The sequence below is a fragment of the Streptomyces sp. NPDC127108 genome (assembly GCF_042677545.1).
Lineage (GTDB): Bacteria > Actinomycetota > Actinomycetes > Streptomycetales > Streptomycetaceae > Streptomyces.
Genome location: NZ_JBHXTE010000065.1, coordinates 1 through 23088 on the forward strand (window position 1 = coordinate 1; position 23088 = coordinate 23088).

Here is a 23088-nt window from a genome sequence, read left to right on the forward strand (position 1 = left end):
GGCGCCCCCCCCACCTGCGTGACCGCCACCAACGGCGCTCCGCGCCTGGTCCTCAATCGCCGGACGGGCTACCTCCCACCCACCCGCCCAACCTTCCCCTCACTGACCAACAGCCCGGCACCGTCAGGCCCCGAAACACCTCACCCACCGGGTGCCCTTACAGCTTGCCCACTGGGCACCTTCGAGCCCGCCCGGCAGTATCCAGCCCGTCCGGCGCTTGAGGACGAGGCGCGGAGCGCCGACGGCGGGGGTCCAGGGGGCGGCAGCCCCCGGTTTCGGAGAAGGGGTGGGACTGGGGCGCCCCGCGAAGGCCGACGGGCCCTAGGCCTGTCGCTGCTGAGCCGCGGCCTTCCGCTCGGCCTCGGCCTTCTCCTCGGCCTCCATCTCCGCGAACACATCGATCGGCGGCGGCGCCTTCGCCAGGAAGACCCAGGTGAAGTAGACGGCGAGGACCATCGGCGGCAGCTTGAGGGCGATCAGGACCCAGCCGAGCTGCTCGGTGTCCGCCCACCAGTACAGCGGGAAGAGGATGGCGTACTTGGCGAGGAAGATCAGGCCCCAGGCCAGCGACGCCTTCGTGTACGCCTTCTTGCGTCCCGGATTGCGGGTACGCCAGGAGAGGTTCTCGCGGAAGACCGGCCCGAGCAGCAGCCCGAGCAGCGGATAGCCGACGAGCGCGGAGAGGAAGAAGGCCGCGCCGAGCCCGGTGCCGTAGATCATCCCGGGCAGGTAGAAGTCCTTGGCGTTGCCCGTGAACATGGCGAAGGCCACGCCGAACGCGACGCCGAAGACGCCGCTGAACGCGTGCTTGACGGTGTCCCGACGGACCAGGCGGACCACGACCAGGATCAGCGCCACGGCGAGGGCCGCGATGGCCGACAGGTGCAGGTCCTTGCTGATCGTGTAGATCAGCACGAACAGCAGGCCCGGCACCATCGTCTCGACCGTGCCGCGGATGCCGCCGAAGGCGTCGAACAGCGCGGCCTGGGTCAGTGCCCTGGTCTCGGCGTCCTGGGCCGCGCGCGCGGCCTCCGCGTCCTGCGGGCGGTCGCCCACGGCCTGGTCGGTCGGCTTGTCGACTGACGTCACCGGTTACTCCCGTCCGAGCGGTCTGAGTTCGTACTTGGGATTGAAGAGCACTCTGCGGCCGCGGTCTATGGAGATCCGCCCCGACGCGATCAGGCGGCGCCCCGGCTCGATCCCCACGATGGAGCGCCGGCCGAGCCACACCACGTCGAGCGCGGCGGAGCCGTCGAACAGCTCCGCCTCCAGGGCGGGGACGCCGGCGCGGGGCCGCAGGGTGACCGTGCGCAACGTACCAGTAACGGTGACTATCTGGCGGTCGTGGCAGTCACCGATGCGCGTACAGCCGGCCGTCTCGGCGTCCTCGCGCAGCTCCTGCGACTCCAGGTCCTCCTGGGAGGACGACAGCCGGTCGAGCATGCGCCGGAAGCGGCCTGCCGGCTTGCCGGATCCAGGGGCAGAACCAGGAACAGCACTCATACCCGAAAGCGTACCGGTGGTCACCGGCGCCCCCGCAATGGGTGCGCTCACCTGTGCTGATGCCCACCAGGGGCGGGCGTCAAGCCTCCGGGGGGCGAAACCCGGCCACCGCTCCCCCGCCACCCCGAGGCCGCACTACCGTTCGAACCGGTATCCCATCCCGGGCTCCGTGATGAAGTGCCGGGGGTGCGCCGGATCCGCCTCCAGCTTCCGGCGCAGCTGGGCCATGTAGACGCGGAGGTAGTTCGTCTCCGTTCCGTACGAGGGGCCCCACACCTCCTGCAGGAGCTGCTTCTGGCTGACGAGACGGCCCGCGTTGCGCACCAGGACCTCCAGGAGGTGCCACTCCGTGGGGGTCAGGCGTACGTCGCGGCCGTTGCGGTTGACCTTCTTCGCGGCCAGGTCGACGGTGAAGTCCTCGGTGTCGACCATCACGTCGTCCTCACCGGCGCCGGTGGGCTCCGCGCGGCGGACGGCGGCGCGCAGCCGGGCGAGGAGTTCGTCCATGCCGAAGGGCTTGGTCACGTAGTCGTCGGCACCGGCGTCGAGGGCCTCGACCTTCTCGTCCGAGCTGTGCCGGGCCGAGAGGACCAGGATGGGCACGCGCGTCCAGCCGCGCAGGCCCTTGATCACCTCCACGCCGTCCATGTCGGGCAGACCGAGGTCGAGCACGATCACGTCGGGGTGGCGGGCGGCGGCGAGCTGGAGGGCGGTGGCGCCGTCCGGTGCCGCGTCCACCTCGTACTTGCGTGCCTTCAGATTGATCACGAGGGCGCGTACGATCTGCGGCTCGTCGTCGACCACGAGCACCCGGGTCATTCCTACCTGCCTTTCGGGCTTGTCAGCGCCGCTGACGCGGCTTTCGGTGCCACGTACGGGGCGTTCGGTGGCGGTCACGAGGTCATCTGGGCGGAGAGGTCCGGTACGACGGGCGGTCGTCCGGCCGCCGCCTTCAGCGTGAGCACCATCGTGAGGCCACCACCAGGAGTGTCCTCCGCGTTGAGGGTTCCCCCCATGGATTCCACGAAGCCGCGGGCGACCGCGAGGCCGAGGCCGACGCCGCTTCCGCGTGGAGCGTCACCGTAGCGCTGGAAAGGCTCGAAGATGCGGTCCTTGGCGTCATCGGGGACGCCGGGTCCCCGGTCGACGACCCGCAGCTCGACGCGGGCGCCGAGGGCGCTGGCCGAGACGAACACGGGTTCTTCCTCCGGCGCGTACTTGACGGCGTTCTCCACGATGTTGGCGACGGCGCGCTCCAGGAGGCCCTTGTCGACGGCGACCATCGGCAGGTCCTCCGGGATGTCCAGGACGACGCTGCCGTCGGGGACGCCGCCGAGGGCCATCGGGACCACCTCGTCGAGGTCGATCTCGCGGATCAGCGGGGCGACCGTGCCGGTCTGCAGGCGGGACATGTCCAGGAGGTTGCCCACCAGGTGATCGAGGCGGTCGGCGCCGGCCTCGATGCCCGCGAGCAGCTCGGCCTGGTCCTCCTCGGACCACTCCACGTCCTCCGAGCGCAGCGAGGACACGGCGGCCTTGATCCCGGCGAGGGGGGTGCGCAGGTCGTGGCTGACGGCGGCGAGCAGGGCGGTACGGATGCGGTTGCCCTCGGCGAGGGCGCGGGCCTGGTCGGCCTCGGTCTGCAGGCGCTGGCGGTCGAGGACCACGGCGGCCTGCGCGGCGAAGGCGGCGAGGACGCGGCGGTCCTCGGCGGGCAGGACGCGGCCGCTCAGGGCGAGCGCCATGTGGTCGCCGACCGGCACGTCCACCTCGGCGTCCTCGGGGCGGCCGACGTGGGCGCGGGCGCCGACGCTGCCCGCGCAGGTCCACGGCGTCACGTCGCTCTCGCGCTCCAGGAGGGCCACGGACTCCATGGCGAAGGTCTCGCGGACGGTCTCCAGGAGGGATTCCAGGCTGTTCTCGCCGCGCAGGACGCTGCCCGCGAGGTGGGAGAGGATCTCCGACTCGGCGCGGAGCCGGGCCGCCTGGTGGGTGCGGCGCGCGGCGAGGTCCACGACGGAGGCCACGGAGATCGCCACGGACACGAAGACGACGATCGCGACGATGTTCTTGGCGTCGGAGATCGTCCACTGGTGCAGCGGCGGAGTGAAGTAGTAGTTGAGCAGCAGGGAGCCGAACGCCGCCGACGCCAGGGACGGGATCAGACCGCCGAGCAGGGCCGCCGCCACCGTGAGCGTCAGGAACAGCAGCATGTCGTTGGCGAGACCGAGGTCCGCGTCGACGTTGGTGAGCAGCAGCGTCAGGAGCGCGGGGCCGACGATGCCGACCAGCCAGCCCCAGATGATCCGGGAGCGGCCGAGCCGGGCGCCGCGTGCCACGGGCAGCCCGCGCCCCTTGGCCACCTCGCCGTGCGTGACGATGTGGACGTCCAGGTCGGGCCCGGACTCGCGGGCGACGGTGGCGCCGACGCCGGGCCCGAAGACGTACTGCCAGGCCTTGCGGCGCGAGGAGCCGAGGACGATCTGGGTGGCGTTGACGCCGCGCGCGAACTCCAGGAGTGCCGCCGGGATGTCGTCGCCGATGACGTGATGAAAGGTTCCGCCAAGGTCCTCCACGAGGGTCCGCTGGACGGCCAGCTCCTTCGGCGATGCCGCGGTGAGGCCGTCGCTGCGGGCGATGTAGACGGCGAGGATCTCGCTGCCGGAGCCCTTGGCGGCCATGCGGGCGGCGCGGCGGATGAGGGTACGGCCCTCGGGTCCGCCGGTGAGGCCGATGACGATGCGTTCGCGGGCCTGCCAGGTGGAGCGGATGTTGTGCTCGCCCCGGTACTGCTGGAGGTATTCGTCGACCCGGTCCGCCACCCACAGCAGCGCCAGCTCGCGCAGGGCCGTGAGGTTCCCGGGGCGGAAGTAGTTGGACAGGGCCGCGTCGACCTTGTCGGCCTTGTAGATGTTCCCGTGCGCCATCCGGCGGCGCAGCGCCTGGGGCGACATGTCGACCAGCTCGATCTGGTCCGCGCGGCGCACCACCTCGTCCGGCACCGTCTCGCGCTGCCGGACGCCGGTGATCGACTCGACCACGTCGCCGAGCGACTCCAGGTGCTGGATGTTGACGGTGGATATGACGTCGATGCCCGCTTCGAGCAGTTCCTCGACGTCCTGCCAGCGCTTGGCGTTGCGCGAGCCCGGCACGTTGGTGTGCGGCAGCTCGTCGACGAGCGCGACGGCGGGCGCGCGCCGCAGCACGGCGTCCACGTCCATCTCGCTGAACCGGGAGCCCCGGTAGTCCAGCTCCTTGCGGGGCACCTGCTCCAGGCCGTGCAGCATCACCTCGGTGCGGGGACGGTTGTGGTGCTCCACGAAGGCGACCGCGCAGTCCGTACCGCGCTCGATACGACGGTGGGCCTCGGACAGCATCGCGTACGTCTTGCCGACGCCCGGTGCCGCACCGAGGTAGATCCGTAGCTTGCCGCGTGCCATGGCCCCATTGTCTTCCTGAAACTGCTGTGTACGCAGCGTCGACCTTACGGCCAACAATTACGGCAAAGGGGACGAGGCCGACCTTCCTGAGGCTCCTTGACACAACCCTGATGCCTTCTCCTGCGTCCTATTGCGTCCGCTGTGGGGCACGGCACATGATTTTCGGCCTTGAACGGCACGGTGGGGCCGCCCCGCCACGGCGGAGCGGCCCCGATGCGGTCCAGGAGCCCGGTCAGCGCGGGTTGTCCCCGTGCGTCAGCGTCTCCCAGGCCACGAAGAGGTTGTTGGACCCGGCCGGGCGCTTCTGCTCGGTGAGCCGCTGGGTGTTGGCCATGGGCACGCCGAGACGGTTGTGCAGGGCGTTGTAGCCGACCTCCGTGATGGGTCCGAGGCCGCGGTGCACGGAGCCGCCGCACAGCCATCCGGGCGGCGCCTCACCCAGCTCGTACTTGGCCTGGAAGCCGAGCGCGTGCTGGAGGCGCTCGCCGACGTCCGTGCCGTACAGGTCCTGGCCCTGGATGCGGCTGGTCTCGGCGACGTGCGCGATGGCGGAGATGCCGTAGCCGGTGTGCGTGAAGTCGCGACAGGTCTCCTGGGTGAGCCCGGCGACGAAGGTGCCCTGCCCCTGCCAGTACTTGACGATCTTCTCGCGGGTGTTCAGGTTCTGGCTCGGCACGGTCTTGGGCAGCGCGCCGTCGGAGGGCAGATAGACGTACGCGGCGGTGCGCGTGCGGAACTTCGCCATGGCCTTGTCGTACGACGCCTTGTCCTCCAGGAAGACGGAGATGCCGATCGCGGCCTCCATCATCGACAGCTCCCAGTTGCCGTTGGAGTTGGAGCCGTTGATGATCTTCGACAGGTAGACGTTGCGCAGCATGGTCGCGAAGCGCCCGGAGTTGGCCCAGGTGCCTGTGTACGTGTGCTTGATGATCTCCGCGGCCCTGGGCCAGGAGGAGCCGGCCCAGCCGGTCTGGAGCGGGGCGTTGCTGTTGGTGTGGTCCTTGATGGTGCCGGACCAGGCGTCCATCAGCTCGATCGACTTCTTCGCGTACCGCTCGTCACGGGTGACGTACCAGGCGAGCGCGGTGGTGTACGCGGCTATCGCGTCCTCGCGCTCGTCGGTGCAGCCGTAGTTGGGGTTGGAGTACGAGCCGCACTCGACGATCGCGCGGGGCTTGGGGGTGCGCGAGAGGGAGGCGTACTTGCTCCCCATCATCTGGTCGTAGGCGCCCTTCCAGGGCTGGGCGCCCGCGTTCACCTTCTCGCGGGTGAAGTCCAACTGGCTCTTGGAGACGGTCACTCCGGGGTGCGCGAAGGTGGCGGGGGCCGCGTCGGCGCGGTCGGTGCCGGGCCAGGCGAGGAGGGTGGCGGCGAGGGCGGCCACGGCGGTGGCGGCGGTCGCGAGGAGGGCCGGGCGTGGTCTGCGGCGGTGGCGTACGGGTGTGGGGGTGGGCGCCATGAAGAGGCCATCCGTTCGTGTATGTGAACCTCAAGTGCCTGTCTGAACACGCGTGTTGAACGGTGACCATAGGTACGGACCTGACTTCCGTCAAGGCTTGAAGAAGGCGGGAACCAGGCGGGAAACAGGTGGGAAGACGGCATGAAGAAGGCCCCCCGCGGTCCGGCGAACCGGACCGCGGGGGGCCTTGAAGGCGCTCGGGAAGGTCAGCCCTTCTCCGCCACCAGGTGCTTCAACGCGATGTTGAGCTTGAGCACGTTGACGCGCGGCTCGCCGATGAAGCCGAGGATCCGCCCGTCGGTGTGGTCGTCGACCAGCTTCTCCACCTGCTTGACGTCCAGACCGTTCTTGTCCGCGACGCGGTGGGCCTGGAGGTCGGCGTACTTCGGGGAGATGTGCGGGTCCAGGCCCGAGCCCGAGGACGTCACGGCCTCCGCCGGGATGTCCGAGGGCTTGACCTTGTAGTCGGACGTCTCGTTGTCCTTGATGACGGCGTCCCGGGCGGCGAGGACCTGGGCGCAGAGGCCCTCCTCGGCCTTGGGGTCGCAGACCTCCTTGCCGTCCTTCTTGCCGCCCTCCTTCATGGACCCGGAGTCGCCGGACAGGTTGGTGGCGCCGGAGAGGATCAGCTTGTACTGCGTGTTCACGCTGTTCTCGCCGAGCCCGTTGGACGGCCGGGGCTGGAACCACTTCAGGTCCGGCTCCGGGGTCTCCTGGCCCTTCTTCAGCGGCAGGTCGTAGCGCTGTCCGATCAACTCGGAGCCGACGACCTTGCCGCCGTCCTTGATCTCGGAGCCGTTGGCCTTGTCGTTGAACAGGGCCTGGGCGACGCCGGTCACGGCGAGCGGGTAGATCACGCCGCAGATGACGGTCAGGACGAGCAGGGCGCGCAGTCCGGCGCCCAGCAACCGGGCGGTGTTTCCTACGGAGTTGTTCATTTCAGGTCACCCAATGCCCGGGATGAGGGAGATGAGCAGGTCGATGATCTTGATGCCGATGAACGGGGCGACGAGCCCGCCGAGGCCGTAGATCCCAAGGTTGCGCCGCAGCATCCGGTCCGCGCTCATCGGCCGGTACTGCACGCCCTTCAGGGCCAGCGGTACGAGGGCCACGATGATCAGCGCGTTGAAGATGACGGCCGACAGGATCGCGGACTTGGGGCTGGACAGGTCCATGACGTTGAGCTTGTCCAGGCCCGGGTAGACCACCGCGAACATCGCCGGGATGATCGCGAAGTACTTCGCGACGTCGTTGGCGATCGAGAAGGTGGTCAGGGCGCCGCGGGTGATCAGCAACTGCTTGCCGATCTCCACGATCTCGATGAGCTTGGTCGGGTTGGAGTCCAGGTCCACCATGTTCCCGGCCTCCTTGGCGGCCGAGGTACCGGTGTTCATGGCCACGCCGACGTCGGCCTGCGCGAGCGCCGGGGCGTCGTTGGTGCCGTCACCCGTCATCGCGACGAGCTTGCCACCGGCCTGCTCGCGCTTGATGAGCGCCATCTTGTCCTCGGGCGTGGCCTCCGCGAGGAAGTCGTCCACGCCCGCCTCGTCGGCGATCGCCTTGGCCGTCAGCGGGTTGTCACCCGTGATCATGACGGTCTTGATGCCCATGCGGCGCAGCTCGTCGAACCGCTCCCGCATGCCCTCCTTGACGACGTCCTTGAGGTGGATGACGCCGAGGACGCGGGCGCCGTCGGTGTCCTCCAGGGCGACGAGCAGCGGCGTGCCGCCCGCCTGCGAGATCTTGTCGGTGAGCTCCTGCGCCTCGGGCGTGACGGTGCCGCCGCGCTCCTCGACCCAGGCGACGACCGAGCCGGTCGCGCCCTTGCGGACCTTGCGGCCGTCCACGTCCACACCCGACATCCGGGTCTGGGCGGTGAAGGCGACCCACTCGGCACCGGTCAGCTCGCCCTGGTGGCGCTCGCGCAGGCCGTACTTCTCCTTGGCGAGCACGACGATCGAGCGGCCCTCGGGCGTCTCGTCGGCCAGCGAGGAGAGCTGGGCGGCGTCCGCCACCTCGGCCTCGGTGGTGCCGCGCACCGGCACGAACTCGGCGGCCTGACGGTTGCCGAGGGTGATGGTGCCGGTCTTGTCGAGCAGCAGCGTGGAGACGTCACCGGCGGCTTCCACCGCACGCCCTGACATCGCGAGGACGTTGCGCTGGACCAGGCGGTCCATGCCCGCGATGCCGATCGCGGAGAGCAGCGCGCCGATGGTCGTCGGGATCAGGCAGACCAGGAGCGCGGCGAGCACGATCATCGACTGCTCGGCGCCCGCGTACACCGCGAACGGCTGCAGCGTGACGACCGCGAGCAGGAAGACGATGGTCAGCGAGGCCAGCAGGATGTTCAGCGCGATCTCGTTGGGCGTCTTCTGCCGGGCCGCGCCCTCGACCAGGTTGATCATCCGGTCGATGAAGGTCTCGCCCGGCTTCGTCGTGATCTTGATGACGACGCGGTCGGAGAGGACCTTCGTACCGCCGGTGACGGCCGAGCGGTCGCCGCCGGACTCACGGATGACCGGAGCCGACTCACCGGTGATCGCCGACTCGTCGACGCTCGCCACGCCCTCGACGACGTCACCGTCGCCGGGGATGACGTCGCCCGCCTCGCAGACGACCAGGTCACCGATCTTGAGCTCGGTGCCGGGCACCTGCTCCTCGGTCTTGCCGTCGGCGGACAGGCGCCGGGCGACCGTGTCGGTCTTGGCCTTGCGCAGGGTGTCGGCCTGGGCCTTGCCGCGCCCCTCGGCCACCGCCTCCGCGAGGTTCGCGAAGATCGTGGTCAGCCACAGCCACGCGGCGATCGCCCAGCCGAACCAGTCGCCGGGGTCCTTGAAGGCGAGCACGGTGGTGAGCACCGAGCCGACGAGGACGACGAACATGACGGGCGCCTTGATCATCACCCGCGGGTCGAGCTTCCTGATGGCGTCCGGGAACGACTTCAGCAGCTGCTTGGGGTCGAACAGGCCGCCGCCGACCTTGCCGTCTTCCGGCTTGTGCCCGGTGGGCACGTCCTGGTGCGGCGCACGCGTGGGAGTAGCGGTGGACGTGGAGGACATGGAGCCGGGCTCCTCTTGCTTCCTGGTGTCGGTTGTCATGACGCGAGACCCTCTGCGAGGGGCCCGAGCGCGAGCGCCGGGAAGTACGTCAGACCGGTGATGATCATGATGGTGCCGACCAACAGGCCCGTGAACAGGGGCTTTTCGGTACGGAGCGTGCCTGCCGTGGCCGGGATCGGCTTCTGCTCGGCCAGCGAACCGGCGAGCGCGAGGACGAACACCATCGGCAGGAAACGGCCGAGCAGCATCGCGAGACCGATCGTGGTGTTGAACCACTGCGTGTCCGCGCTCAGACCCGCGAAGGCCGATCCGTTGTTGTTCGCGCCGGAGGTGAAGGCGTACAGGATCTCGGAGAAGCCGTGCGCGCCGCTGTTGAGCATCGAGTCCTTCGGCGTCGACAGCGCCATGGAGGCACCGGTGAAGCCGAGCACGAGCGCGGGCGTGACGAGGATGTAGCAGGCCGCGAGCTTGATCTCGCGGGTGCCGATCTTCTTGCCGAGGTACTCCGGGGTGCGTCCGACCATGAGACCCGCGATGAAGACCGCGATGATCGCCATGATGAGCATGCCGTAGAGACCGGAGCCGGTACCACCGGGCGCGATCTCGCCGAGTTGCATGCCCAGCAGGTCGATGCCGCCGCCGAAGCCGGTGTTCGAGGAGTGGAACGAGTTCACCGCACCGGTCGAGGTGAGCGTCGTGGAGACCGAGAAGATCGCCGAGCCGCTGATGCCGAAGCGGGTCTCCTTGCCCTCCATGGCACCGCCCGCGAGGTCGAACGCCGGGCCGCCGTGGTGGAACTCGGTCCACATCATCAGGGCGATGAAACCGAGCCAGATCGTCGCCATCGTGGCGAGGATCGCGTAGCCCTGCTTGACCGAGCCGACCATCTTGCCGAAGGTCCGGGTCAGGGCGAACGGGATGACCAGGATCAGGAAGATCTCGAAGAGGTTCGAGATCGGGTTCGGGTTCTCGAAGGGGTGGGCGGAGTTGGCGTTGAAGTAACCGCCACCGTTGGTGCCCAGCTCCTTGATGACCTCCTGCGAGGCGACCGCGCCGCCGTTCCACTGCTGCTCGCCGCCCATGAACTGGCCGACGCCGTGGATCCCGGAGAAGTTCTGGATCGCGCCGCAGGCGACCAGGACGATCGCGCCGATGACGGAGATCGGGATCAGGATGCGGACGACGCCGCGGACCAGGTCGCTCCAGAAGTTGCCGAGCTCACCGGTGCGCGAGCGCGCGAAGCCGCGCACCAGCGCCACGGCCACGGCGATGCCGACGGCGGCCGAGACGAAGTTCTGCACCGCGAGGCCGCCGGTCTGCACGACGTGGCCCATGGCCTGCTCGCCGTAGTACGACTGCCAGTTGGTGTTCGCCACGAACGAGGCCGCCGTGTTGAACGCCTGGTCCGGGTCGATGGCCTGGAAGCCGAGCGAACCCGGCAGCGAGCCCTGGAGCCGCTGCAGCAGGTACAGGAACAGCACACTGATCGCGGAGAAGGCCAGGACGCCGCGGAGATAGGCGGGCCAGCGCATTTCGGTGTTGGGGTTGGCACCGATGCCCTTGTAGATCCACTTCTCGACGCGCAGGTGCTTGTCGGAGGAGTAGACGCCGGCCATGTAGTCGCCGAGGGGACGGTATGCGAGAGCCAGTGCGGCGACGAGCGCGAGCAGCTGGAGCACACCAGCGAGGACGGGACTCATTTCTTGACTCAGAACCTCTCCGGGAACACAAGGGCGAGGACGAGATAGCCCAGCAGGGCGACGGCCACGACGAGGCCGACGATGTTTTCGGCGGTCACAGCTTCGCCACCCCCTTGGCAACGAGTGCCACCAGCGCAAAGACCGCGATCGTGGTGACGACGAAGGCCACGTCGGCCATCGTGTGCTCCTAGATGAGATTCGGAATTACTGACGTGTTGAGGAAACCGCTTCGCTGGCGGGTTTCGATCGCCGTTGACACCTCCCTTACGGGCATTGGCGCCGCATTGACGACTCTCTTACGCGTTCCGTTTCCACCTGGGAAAACACCGATGGGCCGCACTCCCTCATAAGGGAGTGCGGCCCATCGGCTCGCAACTTTTCCGATCAGGCACGACTGCCATTCCCGCGCCCCGGGGTCACCCGTTCGGACGCGGCGGCGGCCGGATCGTCAGCGTACTTCGGTGATTTCCGGCCCGCGCGCGAGCTGGCCCATGCCTCCGGAGAACCGGGAGGTCTCCTGGTCCTCCTGCTGGACGCCCTCGGGCACCATCTGCGCGTCGTCCGGCAGCTTCAGGACGATCGGGTCGCGCGGGGCCATCGGACCCTCGCCGCGGACCACGACGGTGTCCCGGAAGATCTGCTCGAGCAGACCCGCGGCCTGCGGCTGCACGGCCCCCTGCCCGGAGATCACACCCCGCAGGAACCAGCGCGGCCCGTCCACACCGACGAACCTGACCACCTGGAAGCCGCCCGTGCCGTCCGGCAGCTGCACCGGCACCTGCGCGCGCAGCTCCCAGCCGAGCGGACCCTCGACCTCGTCGATGACACCGCCCTGCTGGGTGATGCCCGAGGCGATCTCCTCCCGGACCTCGCCCCAGATGCCCTCGCGCTTGGGGGCGGCGAAGCCCTGCAGCTGCACGGCGCTGTCCTGGAGCACGACGGTGGCCGCGACGATCGCGTCACCGGCGACCTCCACGCGCAGCTCCATGCCCTCGACCCCCGGCACGAAAAGGCCGCCCAGGTCGACCCGGCCCTCGCCGGGCTCACGGACCTCGGAGATGTCCCAGGGACCGTCGGGGCGCGGCTCCGGCTCCAGCCTCACGCGCTGCGGCTCAGCACCCTCAGTGCCCTCGGCATCCTCGTTGTCGATGCCGTCGACGACCTGCTCGGCCTCGCTCGCCGCGTCCTCGGCGGCACCGCTCTTCTTGCGACGTCCGAACACGTCACTGTCCTTCCCGGTCGGATACGACCGACGCGTATCGATTCCCACCCGTTTGTTCACCCGCGCTGACGCCCACGGCGGCATGGCCCCCGGTGGACCCGAATCCCCCTTCGGCCCGCACCGAGCCGGGAAGCTCCGCCACCTCCTGGAAGCGCACCTTCTCGACCTGCTGGACGACCAGTTGGGCAATCCGGTCGAAGCGCTCGAACCGCACGCTCTCGCGCGGGTCGAGATTCACCACGATCACCTTGATCTCCCCACGGTACCCGGCATCAATCGTCCCCGGGGCATTCACCATGGCGACACCGCAGCGTGCGGCGAGGCCGGACCGGGGGTGCACGAAGGCCGCGTACCCCTCGGGCAGCGCGATGGAAACCCCGGTCGGCAGCACCGCCCGTTCACCGGGCGCCAGTTCGCACGCCTCGGTCGTGCGCACATCGGCACCGGCATCGCCGGGCTGTGCGTACGCCGGCAGCGGTACGTCGGGGTCGACGCGCCGGATCAGCACGTCCAAAGGGGCAGGGTGGGTCACGGGTTCACCTCGAAGGCGCGGGCGCGCCGGATCTGGTCCGGGTCGTTCATGGCCGCGCGGATCTCCTCCGGGCGGCCGTTTTCGATGAAGTGGTCCACCTTCACCTCGATGAAGAGGGCCTCGGCACGCACGGCGACGGGACCTTCGGGCCCACCGATCCGGCCGGTGGCGGTCGAGTAGATCTTCCGCCCGGCCACGGCCGTCACCTCGGCCTCGAGGAACAGCACGGTGCCGACCGGAACCGGCCGCCGGAAGTCCGTCTCGAGCCGCCCGGTCACGGCGATCGCCCGCAGCAGCCAGTTCAGGGCACCGAGCGTCTCGTCGAGCGCGGTGGCGAGCACGCCTCCGTGCGCGAGCCCCGGGGCCCCCTGGTGCGCCTCGCGCACCGTGAACTCGGCGGTGATGGCGACGCCTTCACCGGCCCGCGCCTCCAGGTGCAGCCCGTGGGCCTGCCCTCCCCCGCACCCGAAACAGTGCTCGTAGTGCGCGCCGATGAGCTCGCCGGGCGCGGGCGCGTCCGGGTGGCGGACGGGACGTATGGCGTCCGCCGGGGGTGTCAGAGCTGCTGATGTACCACTCACAGGCGCAGACCTTACCTCCGCGTCAGCGGCCGTCGCGCACCGTGCCAAGCTTGGCTTCATGCAGCCTTACGAAGAACGCCTGACCGCACCCCGTTCGTGGTGGCTCGTCTCGGTCCTGGTCGGCCTCGCCGCCGCCCTGACGATGCTCCCGTTCGGCACGCTGCCGCTCCTCGGCGGCCTGGTCGGCGGCACGGCCCTGGCGGCGGTCCTCACCAGCGCGTACGGCTCGGTGCGGATCCGGGTCGTCGCCGGGTCCCTGGTGGCCGGGGACGCGAAGATCCCGGTGACGGCGCTGGGGGCGGCCGAGCCCCTGGACGAGGCCGAGGCGCGCGCCTGGCGGACCTACAAGGCGGATCCGCGCGCGTTCATGGTGCTGCGCAGCTACATCCCTACGGCACTGCGGGTAGAGGTGACGGACCCCGAGGACCCCACTCCGTACGTGTATCTGTCGACGCGGAACCCCGAGGGCCTGGCGGCGGCCCTGAACGCCGTACGCGCGGCGTAGTGGTCGTTCCCCGTCGTGGCGGCGCCCGGCCCTGAACTGCCCTGGGCTGCCCTCCTGGGGCGCCGCGGGCCAGGGGGCCTCAGGCCCCGAGCTCCTTGGGCCTGGACGCGTCCTTGGGCCTGGGCGCGAGCGGCAGCGGCTCGGCGGGGGCCTCCAGGGGCGGCAGGCCTTCGAGCGCGTCCCACGGCACCTGGCTGCGGCGCAGGTCGGCCCGCACGCGCTCGGCGAGCTTCTTGGTGTCCCTGCGGTTCATCACGGCGCCGACCGCCGCGCCCACCATGAACGGCAGCAGGTTCGGCAGGTTGCGCACCATCCGCTTCATGATCTGCTGGCGCAGTTCCCGCTTCATGTGACTGCCGAGCGCCGTGTTGATCGACGAGGGCTTGACCACGTCGATGCCGCGCTCCTCGGTCCAGGCGCTCAGATACGCGGTGCTGCGCTCCTTGAGGTTGCCCTCGGGCCGGCGGCCGTAGACCTCGTGCAGCTCCGCGATCAGCTTCAGCTCTATGGCCGCGACGCCGGTGATCTCGGCGGCCAGCTCGGCGGGCATCGCGGGCGGCACGGGCAGCATCGCCGCCGCGCCGACTCCGGCGCCCACCGTGGAGGTCGCGTTCGCCGCCCCGGCGATGAGCTTGTCCGCGAGCTGCTCGGGGCCGAGGCCCGGGAACTGCTTGCGGAGCGTCGCCAGGTCGCGGACCGGGATCCGCGGGGCGTTCTCGATGATCCGGTCGGCGAGATAGCCGATGCCGGCCTTGGCGCTGCGCCCGCCGCGGCGCACGCCGTTCTTCAGTCCGTTCGTGACGGCGGTGAGGCGGCGGCCCTTGCCTCGGGCCCCCTGCTCGTCCGTCTCCGTGCCTTCCCCGTCGAACTCCCTGTCCGCCGCTGCGAGAGCGGCCGTCTCCGGCACTGCCAGGGCGGAACCGCGCACCAGCGCGGGAACCGCCTCGTACGCCGCCTCAGCGGCGTTCTGTGCCCTTGTGGCGCCGTCGCCGTGCGACGGGGTGCCGGCAGGGTCGAGCGAGGCCTCAGGGCCCCGCTCGGCCTCCGACGCGCGCTCGGGCGCGTCCGCGTCCGCTCCCTGGTCCTGGAAGCGGTGCTTCCTGGGCGGGGTCGAGCCTGTCACGGCCGACCCCGCCTCAGTCGCAGTCGCGGCAGATCGGCTGGCCGTTCTTCTCACGGGCCAGCTGGCTGCGGTGGTGCACCAGGAAGCAGCTCATGCACGTGAACTCGTCCTGCTGCTTGGGGAGCACGCGCACGGCGAGCTCCTCGTTGGACAGGTCCGCGCCGGGCAGCTCCAGGCCCTCCGCGGCCTCGAACTCGTCGACGTCCACCGACGACGTCGACTTGTCGTTCCGCCGCGCCTTCAGTTCCTCGATGCTGTCCTCGTTGACGTCATCGTCGGTCTTGCGTGGGGTGTCGTAGTCCGTTGCCATGTCGCTCTCCCCCTCTGGGTGTCTGCGGTGTCTCAGCGCACGTAACGCGTGAGAGGCCGGACTTGTGCCCGACCTGAGGCGGAGATTTTGCCTCACATCAAGGTCTGTTACTCAATCGACACCCAACCGCACCCCTGAAGAGGTGATCGGTTTGGATGGCGATCGGGACCGTACACGGTCCGAATGTCGCACTTCACGGGCGCCACCCCGAGTACTTCCCGTGATCAAGACCCCCGAAAACCCGGATTTTCCCGGCTTTCCGGCGACTTCGACGGTCACGGAGAGTAGATGGCCGAAAAATCGCTCCTGTGATCGATCACACAGGAATCCTCGGAGACCAGGTCCCGAAAATTCCGCGTAAAGCGAACATCCTGGCGCTTGTGCGGCAGCATCTCAGATCGGCAGGGTGACTCGCATCACGAGCCCACCCCCCTCGCGCGGCTCCGCGATGATACGGCCCCCGTGGGCCCGCGCCACCGACCGGGCGATGGACAGGCCGAGACCGACCCCCTTGTCGCTGCCGGTGCGCTCGGTGCGCAGGCGACGGAAGGGCTCGAAGAGGCTGTCGATCTCGTACGCGGGCACCACGGGGCCGGTGTTGGTCACCACGAGGACGGCCTGGCCGTGCTGGGTCTCCGTCGTCACCTCGACCCAGCCCTCTTCCTTGACGTTGTAGCGCACGGCGTTCTGCACGAGGTTCAACGCGATGCGCTCCAGGAGCACGCCGTTGCCCTGCACGACCGCCGGGCCCCGCTCGCCGCGGATCTGCACGCCCTTGGCGTCGGCCTCGGACAGCGCCTGGTCGACGGCGCGGTCGGCGACCTCCGCGAGGTCCACGGGCTTGCGCTCCACGATCTGGTTGTCGCTGCGGGCTAGCAGCAGCAGGCCCTCCACGAGCTGCTCGCTGCGCTCGTTGGTGGCGAGCAGTGTCTTGCCGAGCTGTTGCAGCTCCACGGGTGCGCCGGGATCGGACAGGTGCACTTCGAGGAGGGTGCGGTTGATCGCCAGGGGTGTGCGCAGTTCGTGCGAGGCGTTGCCGACGAAACGCTGCTGGGCCGTGAAGGCCCGCTGCAGTCGCTCCAGCATCTCGTCGAAGGTGTCCGAAAGCTCCTTCAGCTCGTCGTCCGGGCCGTCCAGCTCGATCCGGCGGGACAGGTCCGAGCCCGCCACCGCGCGCGCGGTGCGGGTGATCCGGCCGAGCGGGGACAGCACCCGGCCCGCCATCGCGTAGCCGAAGGCGAAGGCGATGACCGCGAGGCCGAGCAGGGCAAGCAGCGAGCGGCTGAGCAGGTTGTCCAGGGCGACCTGGCGCTGGTGGTCGGTGCAGGCGCTGATCGCGGCGTTGAACTCGGGGATCAGCAGGTTGCCTGAGGAGGCCTGCGGGCAGTTGTCGCTGGTCACCCGGATCTCCCGGCCGCCCACGATCTTGAAAAGGGGTTCGTTGCCGGTGTTCAGGGCCTGCGCGGCGAGGAGGTAGATGATCGAGAGCAGCAGGATGCCCGCGATCAGGAACATCCCGCCGTAGAGCAGCGTGAGCCTTATCCGGATGGTCGGGCGCAGCCACGGGAAGGGCGGATCGATCTTCCTCGGGTCCCAGGTGGGCTTCGGGGGCGCCCCTGGGGGCGCGGGAGTCGCGGCCACCGGGTCAGATCCGGTAGCCGGAGCCCGGCACGGTCACGATGACGGCGGGCTCGCCGAGCTTACGGCGCAGGGTCATGACGGTCACCCGGACGACGTTCGTGAACGGGTCCGTGTTCTCGTCCCAGGCCTTCTCCAGGAGCTGCTCCGCGGAGACGACCGCGCCCTCGCTGCGCAGCAGCACCTCCAGGACGGCGAACTCCTTGGGGGCCAGCTGGATCTCCTTGCCGTCGCGGAACACCTCGCGGCGGTTCGGGTCGAGCTTGATGCCCGCGCGCTCCAGGACGGGCGGCAGCGGCACACTGGTGCGCCGTCCGAGGGCGCGCACCCGGGCGGTCAGCTCGCTGAACGCGAAGGGCTTGGGCAGATAGTCGTCCGCGCCGATCTCCAAGCCCTCGACGCGGTCGCTGACGTCGCCGGAGGCGGTGAGCATCAGGACGCGCGTCGGCATGCCGAGCTCGACGATCTTGCGGCAGACGTCGTCGCCGTGGACGACGGGCAGGTCGCGGTCCAGGACGACCACGTCGTAGTCGTTCACGCCGATGCGTTCCAGGGCGGCCGCACCGTCGTACACGACGTCGACCGCCATGGCCTCCCGGCGCAGTCCGGTGGCCACCGCATCGGCGAGCAGCTGCTCGTCCTCGACGACGAGTACGCGCACGTCGCTTGTCCTTCCTCTGTGCCCGGCGCGCGGACGCGCGCCGGGCAGGCCTGTACGTGGAGTGAGGACTCCATCCTGCCCCTTTCGGCCATAAACCGGCTGTAAGGCGGCCTCGGGCCCCGGGAATACGGGATTTTCTGCTCCGGTTGAGGTTTCCGTCGAAGGGGGTGGGGGGAGGACGGCCTTACACCCGCGATCACGCTTCGTATGTGGCACGCCACGACCTGCTTCACGCAGCGGGCGCCGGACGTGATCGCCCCTTCTCCACGGCACACCCCCGTGCCACCGACCCACGACCCAGCCGAGGGGGCGCAACCATGGACGCATTCACCGCAGGTCTCCTGCAGCGCATAAAGACCACGGAGTCCGACCTCACGCGGGCCCGCGAGACAGGCGACGACTTCCTGGCCGAGGTGGAACTGGCCGAGCTGGAGGATCTGCACCGCCTGGCAGCCGAGCACGGCGTGGAGGTCGCCGCCCCGACCCACTGACCGACCCGCGGACCGGGATCTCCAGCACCCGGTCCGGTGCGCACGACAGGGCCCCGGCACCTTCCAGGAGGTGCCGGGGCCCTGTCGTGCGCGGGGCGGGTCGCGCGGCTCCGGGCGGGGCCGGGTCGGTCCGCCTCAGCGCGCGTGGGTCCGCGTCAGTCGTGCCAGGCGCCGAGGTCGTCGAGGAGGGCCTGGAGGGGCTCGAAGAGGCCGGGCGGGCCCGCCACCGTCAGCTCGCCCGAGAGGGGCTCTCCGGGGCGGCCGCCGGTCAGGGCGCCCGCCTCCCGGGCGACGAGGTCCCCGGCCGCGAAGTCCCAGGGGTTCAGGCCCCGTTCGTAGTACGCGTCCAGGCGCCCCGCCGCCACGTCGCACAGGTCGATGGCCGCCGAACCGGCCCGCCTGATGTCCCGCACGCGGGGCAGCAGGTGCCGGGCGACCTCGGCCTGCCGGGCGCGCCGCTCCGCGACGTACCCGAAGCCCGTGCCGATGAGGGCCTGCTCGAACGGCGGTGCCGGGCGGACCCGGGCGGGCCGGTCGCCGACGTACGCGCCCTGCCCGAGCACCGCGCGGAACGTCTCGCCGCGCACGGGCGCGTGGACGACGCCGACCAGGGTCTCGCCGTCCTTGCGGGCGGCGATCGACACCGCCCAGTCCGGGCGGCCGTACAGGTAGTTCACGGTGCCGTCGATGGGGTCGATGACCCACTGGACGCCGCTGGTGCCCTCGGAGCTCGCACCCTCCTCGCCGAGCACTCCGTCGCCGGGCCTGCGGTCGGCGAGGAAGTCCGTGATCAGCTTCTCGGAGGCGATGTCCATCTCGGTGACGACGTCGACGGCGCTGCTCTTGGTCGCGGCGACGGCGAGGTCGTCCGGGCGGCCGTCGCGCAGCAGCTCACCGGCGCGGCTCGCGGCTTCCAGGGCGACGGCGAGCAGTTCGGCCTTGAGCCGGTCCTGCGGGGCGGGGTCGGTCACGGTGCTCCTCGGTGCGTCGCGCTAGGCGAACGGGCTGTCGGCGCCCGCGGCGGCGGGCTTGGGGGTGCGGGCGGGGCAGCAGCCCACGGGGCACAGGTCGTGGCTCGCGCCGAGGGCTCCCAGGGCGCAGGGGGCCGCGGCGCGCCCGCTCTCGGTGGCGGCGCGCTCCAGGACCAGCTCGCGGACGGCGGCGGTGAACCGCGGGTCGGCGCCGACGGTGGCCGAGCGGCGCACCGGCAGGCCGAGCTCCGCGGCCTTCGCCGTGGCCTCGGTGTCGAGGTCGTACAGGACCTCCATGTGGTCCGAGACGAAGCCGATCGGGACCATGACCACGGCCGGGGCGCCGGCCTCGTGCCGCTCCTCCAGGTGGTCGCAGATGTCGGGCTCGAGCCAGGGGATGTGCGGGGCGCCGCTGCGCGACTGGTAGACGAGCTGCCAGGGGCGGTCGACGCCGGTCTCCGCGCGGACCGCGTCGGCGACGAGGGCCGCCACGTCCAGGTGCTGGCGCACATAAGCCCCGCCGTCGCCGTGGGTCTCGGCGGGACCGGAGGTGTCGGCCGCGGCGGTGGGGATGGAGTGCGTCGTGAAGGCCAGGTGCGCGCCGTCGCGCACGTCCTCGGGGAGGTCGGCCAGGGACTTCAGGACGCCGTCGATCATGGGGCGCACGAAGCCGGGGTGGTTGAAGTAGTGCCGCAGCTTGTCCACGCGGGGCACGTCGAGGCCCTCGCTCTTGAGGGTGGCGAGGGCGGCCGCGAGATCCTCGCGGTACTGCCTGCAGCCCGAGTACGACGCGTACGCGCTGGTGGCGAGGACCAGGACGCGGCGGCGGCCGTCCTGGACCAACTCGCGCAGGGTGTCCGTCAGATACGGCGCCCAGTTGCGGTTGCCCCAGTACACCGGCAGGTCGAGGCCGTGCTCCGCGAAGTCCTTGCGCAGGGCGTCAAGGAGGGTGCGGTTCTGATCGTTGATGGGGCTCACGCCGCCGAACAGGAAGTAGTGCTGCCCCACCTCCTTCAGGCGCTCCTTGGGGATGCCGCGGCCACGCGTCACGTTCTCCAGGAACGGGACGACGTCGTCCGGCCCCTCGGGGCCGCCGAACGAGAGCAGCAGCAAGGCGTCGTAGGGAGTGGGATCCAGCGCTTCGGACATGTATTTGATCCTGCCACTCGCCACTGACAGCGGTGAAACCGCCACCCGGCGGCGCGGAAAACACGGTGCGCCCACGCCCCGGCAGCCGTAAGCTGTATCGGCCATCTTCACGCCTTACCGGAGTCCGCTGTCCGAGCGCTCCGCCGCCCCCGCGGAGTCCCACGTGCCGAGCCCCTACCGCGCCATATTCGCCGCCCCCGGCTCCAAGGGGTTCTCCGTCGCGGGCTTCCTCGGGCGGATGCCGCTGTCGATGATGGGCATCGGCATCGTGACGATGATCTCCCAGCTCACCGGGCGGTACGGCCTCGCGGGCGCGCTGTCGGCCACCGTCGCGCTGTCCGCGGCGGCGATCGGCCCGCAGATCTCCCGGCTCGTGGACCGGCACGGCCAGCGGCGGGTGCTCAGACCGGCGACGCTGGTGTCCCTGTGCGCGGTGTCGGGGCTGCTGCTCGCCGCGAAGTTCGAGGCGCCGGACTGGACGCTGTTCGTCTGCGCCGCGTTCGTCGGCTGCGTGCCGAGCGTGGGGTCGATGGTGCGGTCCCGCTGGGCGGCGCTGTACCGCGACACCCCGCAGCTGCACACGGCGTACTCGTTCGAGTCCGTCGTGGACGAGGTCTGCTTCATCTTCGGGCCGATCATCTCGATCGGCCTGTCCACGGCCTGGTTCCCCGAGGCCGGTCCGCTGCTCGCGGGCGCCTTCCTCGCGGTCGGTGTCTTCTGGCTCACGGCGCAGCGGGCGACCGAACCGGTGCCGCATCCGCGTGAACACCACACCGGGGGCTCGGCGTTGCGCTCCGGCGGGCTGCAGGTCCTGGTCGCCACGTTCGTCGCGACCGGCGCGATCTTCGGCGCGGTCGACGTGGTCACGGTGGCCTTCGCCGAGGACGAGGGCCACAAGGGCGCCGCGAGTCTGGTCCTCGCCGTCTACGCGCTCGGCTCGTGTCTGGCGGGGGTCGGCTTCGGGCTGCTGCACTTCAAGGGGGCTCCCGCCCGCCGATGGCTGCTGGGTGTCTGCGCGATGGCCGTGAGTATGATCCCGCTTCAACTGGTCGGGAATCTTCCGTTTCTGGCCGCGGCGCTCTTCGTCGCGGGCCTGTCCATCGCGCCGACGATGATCACGACAATGGCCCTCGTCGAACAGCACGTACCACGCGCGAAGCTGACCGAGGGCATGACCTGGGTGAGCACCGGACTCGCCGTCGGTGTGGCGCTCGGCTCCTCCATGGCCGGCTGGGTGATCGACGCCGCGGGCTCGCGCGCGGGGTACGCGGTCCCGGGGGTGTCCGGGGCGGTCGCGGTGGTGGTGGGATTCCTGGGGTATCGCCGGCTGCAACGGCCGGTTCCGCGACGGGGAGGGACCCATGAGCACGGGAACGGGCAGGGGCACGGGAGCGGGAACGGCGGGGATCGGCTCGAAAAGGCCGACGACGTGGCGTAACTGGGCGGGCACGGTCACCGCGCGGCCCGCGCGCGAGGCGACGCCCGCCTCGGTCGACGAGCTCGTCGCCGCGATCCGCGGGGCCCGGGAGGACGGCCTGAAGGTCAAGCCCGTCGGCACCGGCCACTCCTTCACGGCCACCGCCGCGACCGACGGCCTCCTGGTGCGGCCCGACCTCCTCACCGGCATCCGGAACATCGACCGCGCGGCCGGCACCGTCACCGTGGAGGCGGGCACGCCCCTCAAGCGCCTGAACGCCGCGCTCGCCCGTGAGGGCCTGTCGCTGACGAACATGGGCGACATCATGGAGCAGACGGTGTCCGGCGCCGTCAGCACCGGGACGCACGGCACGGGCCGCGACTCGGCCTCGATCGCCGCTCAGATCACCGCACTTGAGCTGGTCACCGCCGACGGCCGCGTCCTGACCTGCTCCAAGGACGAGCACCCGGACGTCTTCGCCGCCGCCCGCGTCGGGCTCGGCGCGCTCGGCGTCATCAGCGCGATCACGTTCTCCGTAGAGCCCATCTTCTTCCTCAGGGCCCGTGAGGAACCGATGGCCTTCGACCAGGTCACCGCGGAGTTCGACCAGCTCGTCACCGAGAACGAGCACTTCGAGTTCTACTGGTTCCCCCACACGGGCAACTGCAACACCAAGCGCAACAACCGCAGCGTCGGCCCGGCCGATCCGCCGAGCGCGATCAGCGCCTTCGTAGAGGACGAACTCCTCTCCAACGGCCTCTTCCAGGTGGCCAATTCGCTCGGCAGGGCCCTGCCCGCCACCATCCCCACCATCGCGAAGCTCTCCAGCAAGGCCCTGTCCGCCCGGACCTACACCGACATCCCGTACAAGGTCTTCACCAGTCCGCGCCGGGTGCGCTTCGTCGAGATGGAGTACGCGGTCCCGCGCGAGGCCCTGGTCGAGACGTTGCGCGAACTGAAGTCGATGATCGAGCGGTCACCGCTGCGCGTCAGCTTCCCCGTCGAGGTCCGCACCGCCCCCGCCGACGACATCGCGCTCTCGACGGCCTCGGGCCGCGAGAGCGCGTACATCGCCGTCCACCTCTACAAGGGCACGCCCATGCGCCGGTACTTCAGCGCCGCGGAGCAGATCTTCACCGCCCACGAAGGACGGCCCCACTGGGGCAAGCTCCACACCCGCGACGCCGCGTACCTGGCCAAGGCCTATCCGCGCTTCGGCGAGTTCACCGCCCTGCGCGACCGGCTCGACCCCGACCGCCTGTTCGCCAACTCCTACCTGCGGCGGGTCCTCGGCGACTGACGCGGCGCGCCCCGCCAGGCACAGCCC

General features: G+C 70.3%; 22 protein-coding genes. 4 read left to right on the forward strand and 18 right to left on the reverse strand.

Annotated elements, in window-relative coordinates:
* Positions 1 to 321 precede the first annotated feature (321 nt).
* The 12 genes from ACFVHO_RS37025 to ACFVHO_RS37080 form a co-directional block, all read right to left on the reverse strand.
* The gene (locus ACFVHO_RS37025) at positions 322 to 1089 is read right to left on the reverse strand and encodes a DUF3159 domain-containing protein (RefSeq protein WP_385724777.1); all 768 of its coding nucleotides are present in this window, start codon (positions 1087 to 1089) and stop codon (positions 322 to 324) included.
* Positions 1090 to 1092: 3 nt separating this feature from the next.
* Complete coding sequence (locus tag ACFVHO_RS37030; RefSeq protein ID WP_190119441.1) at positions 1093 to 1503, reverse strand: OB-fold nucleic acid binding domain-containing protein; 411 nt, start codon at positions 1501 to 1503, stop codon at positions 1093 to 1095.
* Between the two features lie 135 nt (positions 1504 to 1638).
* On the reverse strand, positions 1639 to 2322 hold the full coding sequence (locus tag ACFVHO_RS37035) for a response regulator (RefSeq protein WP_087886167.1): 684 nt from the start codon (positions 2320 to 2322) through the stop codon (positions 1639 to 1641).
* Between the two features lie 74 nt (positions 2323 to 2396).
* The gene (locus tag ACFVHO_RS37040; RefSeq protein ID WP_385724779.1) at positions 2397 to 4943 is read right to left on the reverse strand and encodes an ATP-binding protein; all 2547 of its coding nucleotides are present in this window, start codon (positions 4941 to 4943) and stop codon (positions 2397 to 2399) included.
* 232 nt (positions 4944 to 5175) lie between these two features.
* A complete protein-coding gene (locus ACFVHO_RS37045; RefSeq protein ID WP_385724781.1) occupies positions 5176 to 6402 on the reverse strand; it encodes an alginate lyase family protein in 1227 nt (408 codons plus the stop codon).
* 206 nt (positions 6403 to 6608) lie between these two features.
* Positions 6609 to 7340 (reverse strand): potassium-transporting ATPase subunit C, encoded by a 732-nt coding sequence (locus ACFVHO_RS37050; protein ID WP_385724783.1) that lies wholly within the window; start codon positions 7338 to 7340, stop codon positions 6609 to 6611.
* A gap of 6 nt (positions 7341 to 7346) precedes the next feature.
* Positions 7347 to 9500, reverse strand: a complete 2154-nt coding sequence (gene kdpB / locus ACFVHO_RS37055; protein WP_385724785.1) for a potassium-transporting ATPase subunit KdpB — start codon at positions 9498 to 9500, stop codon at positions 7347 to 7349.
* Entirely contained in the window at positions 9497 to 11161 is a 1665-nt protein-coding gene (kdpA, locus tag ACFVHO_RS37060; RefSeq protein WP_385724786.1) for a potassium-transporting ATPase subunit KdpA, read from the reverse strand. Before kdpA ends, kdpB begins: the two co-directional genes overlap by 4 nt.
* Before the next feature lie 8 nt (positions 11162 to 11169).
* The gene (gene kdpF, locus ACFVHO_RS37065; protein ID WP_033264828.1) at positions 11170 to 11259 is read right to left on the reverse strand and encodes a K(+)-transporting ATPase subunit F; all 90 of its coding nucleotides are present in this window, start codon (positions 11257 to 11259) and stop codon (positions 11170 to 11172) included.
* 350 nt (positions 11260 to 11609) lie between these two features.
* Positions 11610 to 12383, reverse strand: a complete 774-nt coding sequence (locus tag ACFVHO_RS37070; RefSeq protein ID WP_385724788.1) for a DUF3710 domain-containing protein — start codon at positions 12381 to 12383, stop codon at positions 11610 to 11612.
* 1 nt (position 12384) lies between these two features.
* Positions 12385 to 12891, reverse strand: a complete 507-nt coding sequence (dut, locus tag ACFVHO_RS37075; protein WP_016639105.1) for a dUTP diphosphatase — start codon at positions 12889 to 12891, stop codon at positions 12385 to 12387.
* 20 nt (positions 12892 to 12911) lie between these two features.
* On the reverse strand, positions 12912 to 13496 hold the full coding sequence (locus ACFVHO_RS37080; protein WP_385724790.1) for a PaaI family thioesterase: 585 nt from the start codon (positions 13494 to 13496) through the stop codon (positions 12912 to 12914).
* A 58-nt stretch (positions 13497 to 13554) separates the two neighbouring features.
* Between ACFVHO_RS37080 and ACFVHO_RS37085 the strand changes: the two genes are divergently transcribed.
* Entirely contained in the window at positions 13555 to 14001 is a 447-nt protein-coding gene (locus ACFVHO_RS37085; RefSeq protein ID WP_385724792.1) for a DUF3093 domain-containing protein, read from the forward strand.
* 79 nt (positions 14002 to 14080) lie between these two features.
* On the opposite strand, the gene ACFVHO_RS37090 is transcribed toward ACFVHO_RS37085, so the two are convergent.
* From ACFVHO_RS37090 to ACFVHO_RS37105, 4 genes are all read right to left on the reverse strand, one after another.
* Complete coding sequence (locus tag ACFVHO_RS37090; RefSeq protein ID WP_385724794.1) at positions 14081 to 15124, reverse strand: hypothetical protein; 1044 nt, start codon at positions 15122 to 15124, stop codon at positions 14081 to 14083.
* A gap of 13 nt (positions 15125 to 15137) precedes the next feature.
* Entirely contained in the window at positions 15138 to 15434 is a 297-nt protein-coding gene (locus tag ACFVHO_RS37095) for a DUF4193 domain-containing protein (protein WP_030357326.1), read from the reverse strand.
* Between the two features lie 393 nt (positions 15435 to 15827).
* On the reverse strand, positions 15828 to 17075 hold the full coding sequence (locus ACFVHO_RS37100) for a sensor histidine kinase (protein WP_385724795.1): 1248 nt from the start codon (positions 17073 to 17075) through the stop codon (positions 15828 to 15830).
* 4 nt (positions 17076 to 17079) lie between these two features.
* Positions 17080 to 17733 carry a response regulator transcription factor gene (locus tag ACFVHO_RS37105; protein ID WP_016639100.1) on the reverse strand — a complete coding sequence of 218 codons (654 nt, stop codon included), beginning with the start codon at positions 17731 to 17733 and terminating at the stop codon, positions 17080 to 17082.
* 317 nt (positions 17734 to 18050) lie between these two features.
* Here ACFVHO_RS37105 and ACFVHO_RS37110 point away from each other — a divergent pair, with 317 nt between their 5' ends.
* The gene (locus tag ACFVHO_RS37110; RefSeq protein ID WP_169786659.1) at positions 18051 to 18224 is read left to right on the forward strand and encodes a hypothetical protein; all 174 of its coding nucleotides are present in this window, start codon (positions 18051 to 18053) and stop codon (positions 18222 to 18224) included.
* 155 nt (positions 18225 to 18379) lie between these two features.
* Here ACFVHO_RS37110 and ACFVHO_RS37115 read toward each other — a convergent pair whose 3' ends face one another.
* Positions 18380 to 19195, reverse strand: a complete 816-nt coding sequence (locus tag ACFVHO_RS37115) for an inositol monophosphatase family protein (RefSeq protein ID WP_385724797.1) — start codon at positions 19193 to 19195, stop codon at positions 18380 to 18382.
* A gap of 21 nt (positions 19196 to 19216) precedes the next feature.
* Positions 19217 to 20344 carry a ferrochelatase gene (locus tag ACFVHO_RS37120; protein WP_385724799.1) on the reverse strand — a complete coding sequence of 376 codons (1128 nt, stop codon included), beginning with the start codon at positions 20342 to 20344 and terminating at the stop codon, positions 19217 to 19219.
* Positions 20345 to 20507: 163 nt separating this feature from the next.
* On the opposite strand from ACFVHO_RS37120, the gene ACFVHO_RS37125 reads away from it, so the two are divergent.
* A complete protein-coding gene (locus tag ACFVHO_RS37125) occupies positions 20508 to 21782 on the forward strand; it encodes an MFS transporter (protein ID WP_385724801.1) in 1275 nt (424 codons plus the stop codon).
* Complete coding sequence (locus ACFVHO_RS37130; protein ID WP_385724802.1) at positions 21706 to 23061, forward strand: D-arabinono-1,4-lactone oxidase; 1356 nt, start codon at positions 21706 to 21708, stop codon at positions 23059 to 23061. Before ACFVHO_RS37125 ends, ACFVHO_RS37130 begins: the two co-directional genes overlap by 77 nt.
* The last annotated feature ends 27 nt before the right edge of the window (positions 23062 to 23088 follow it).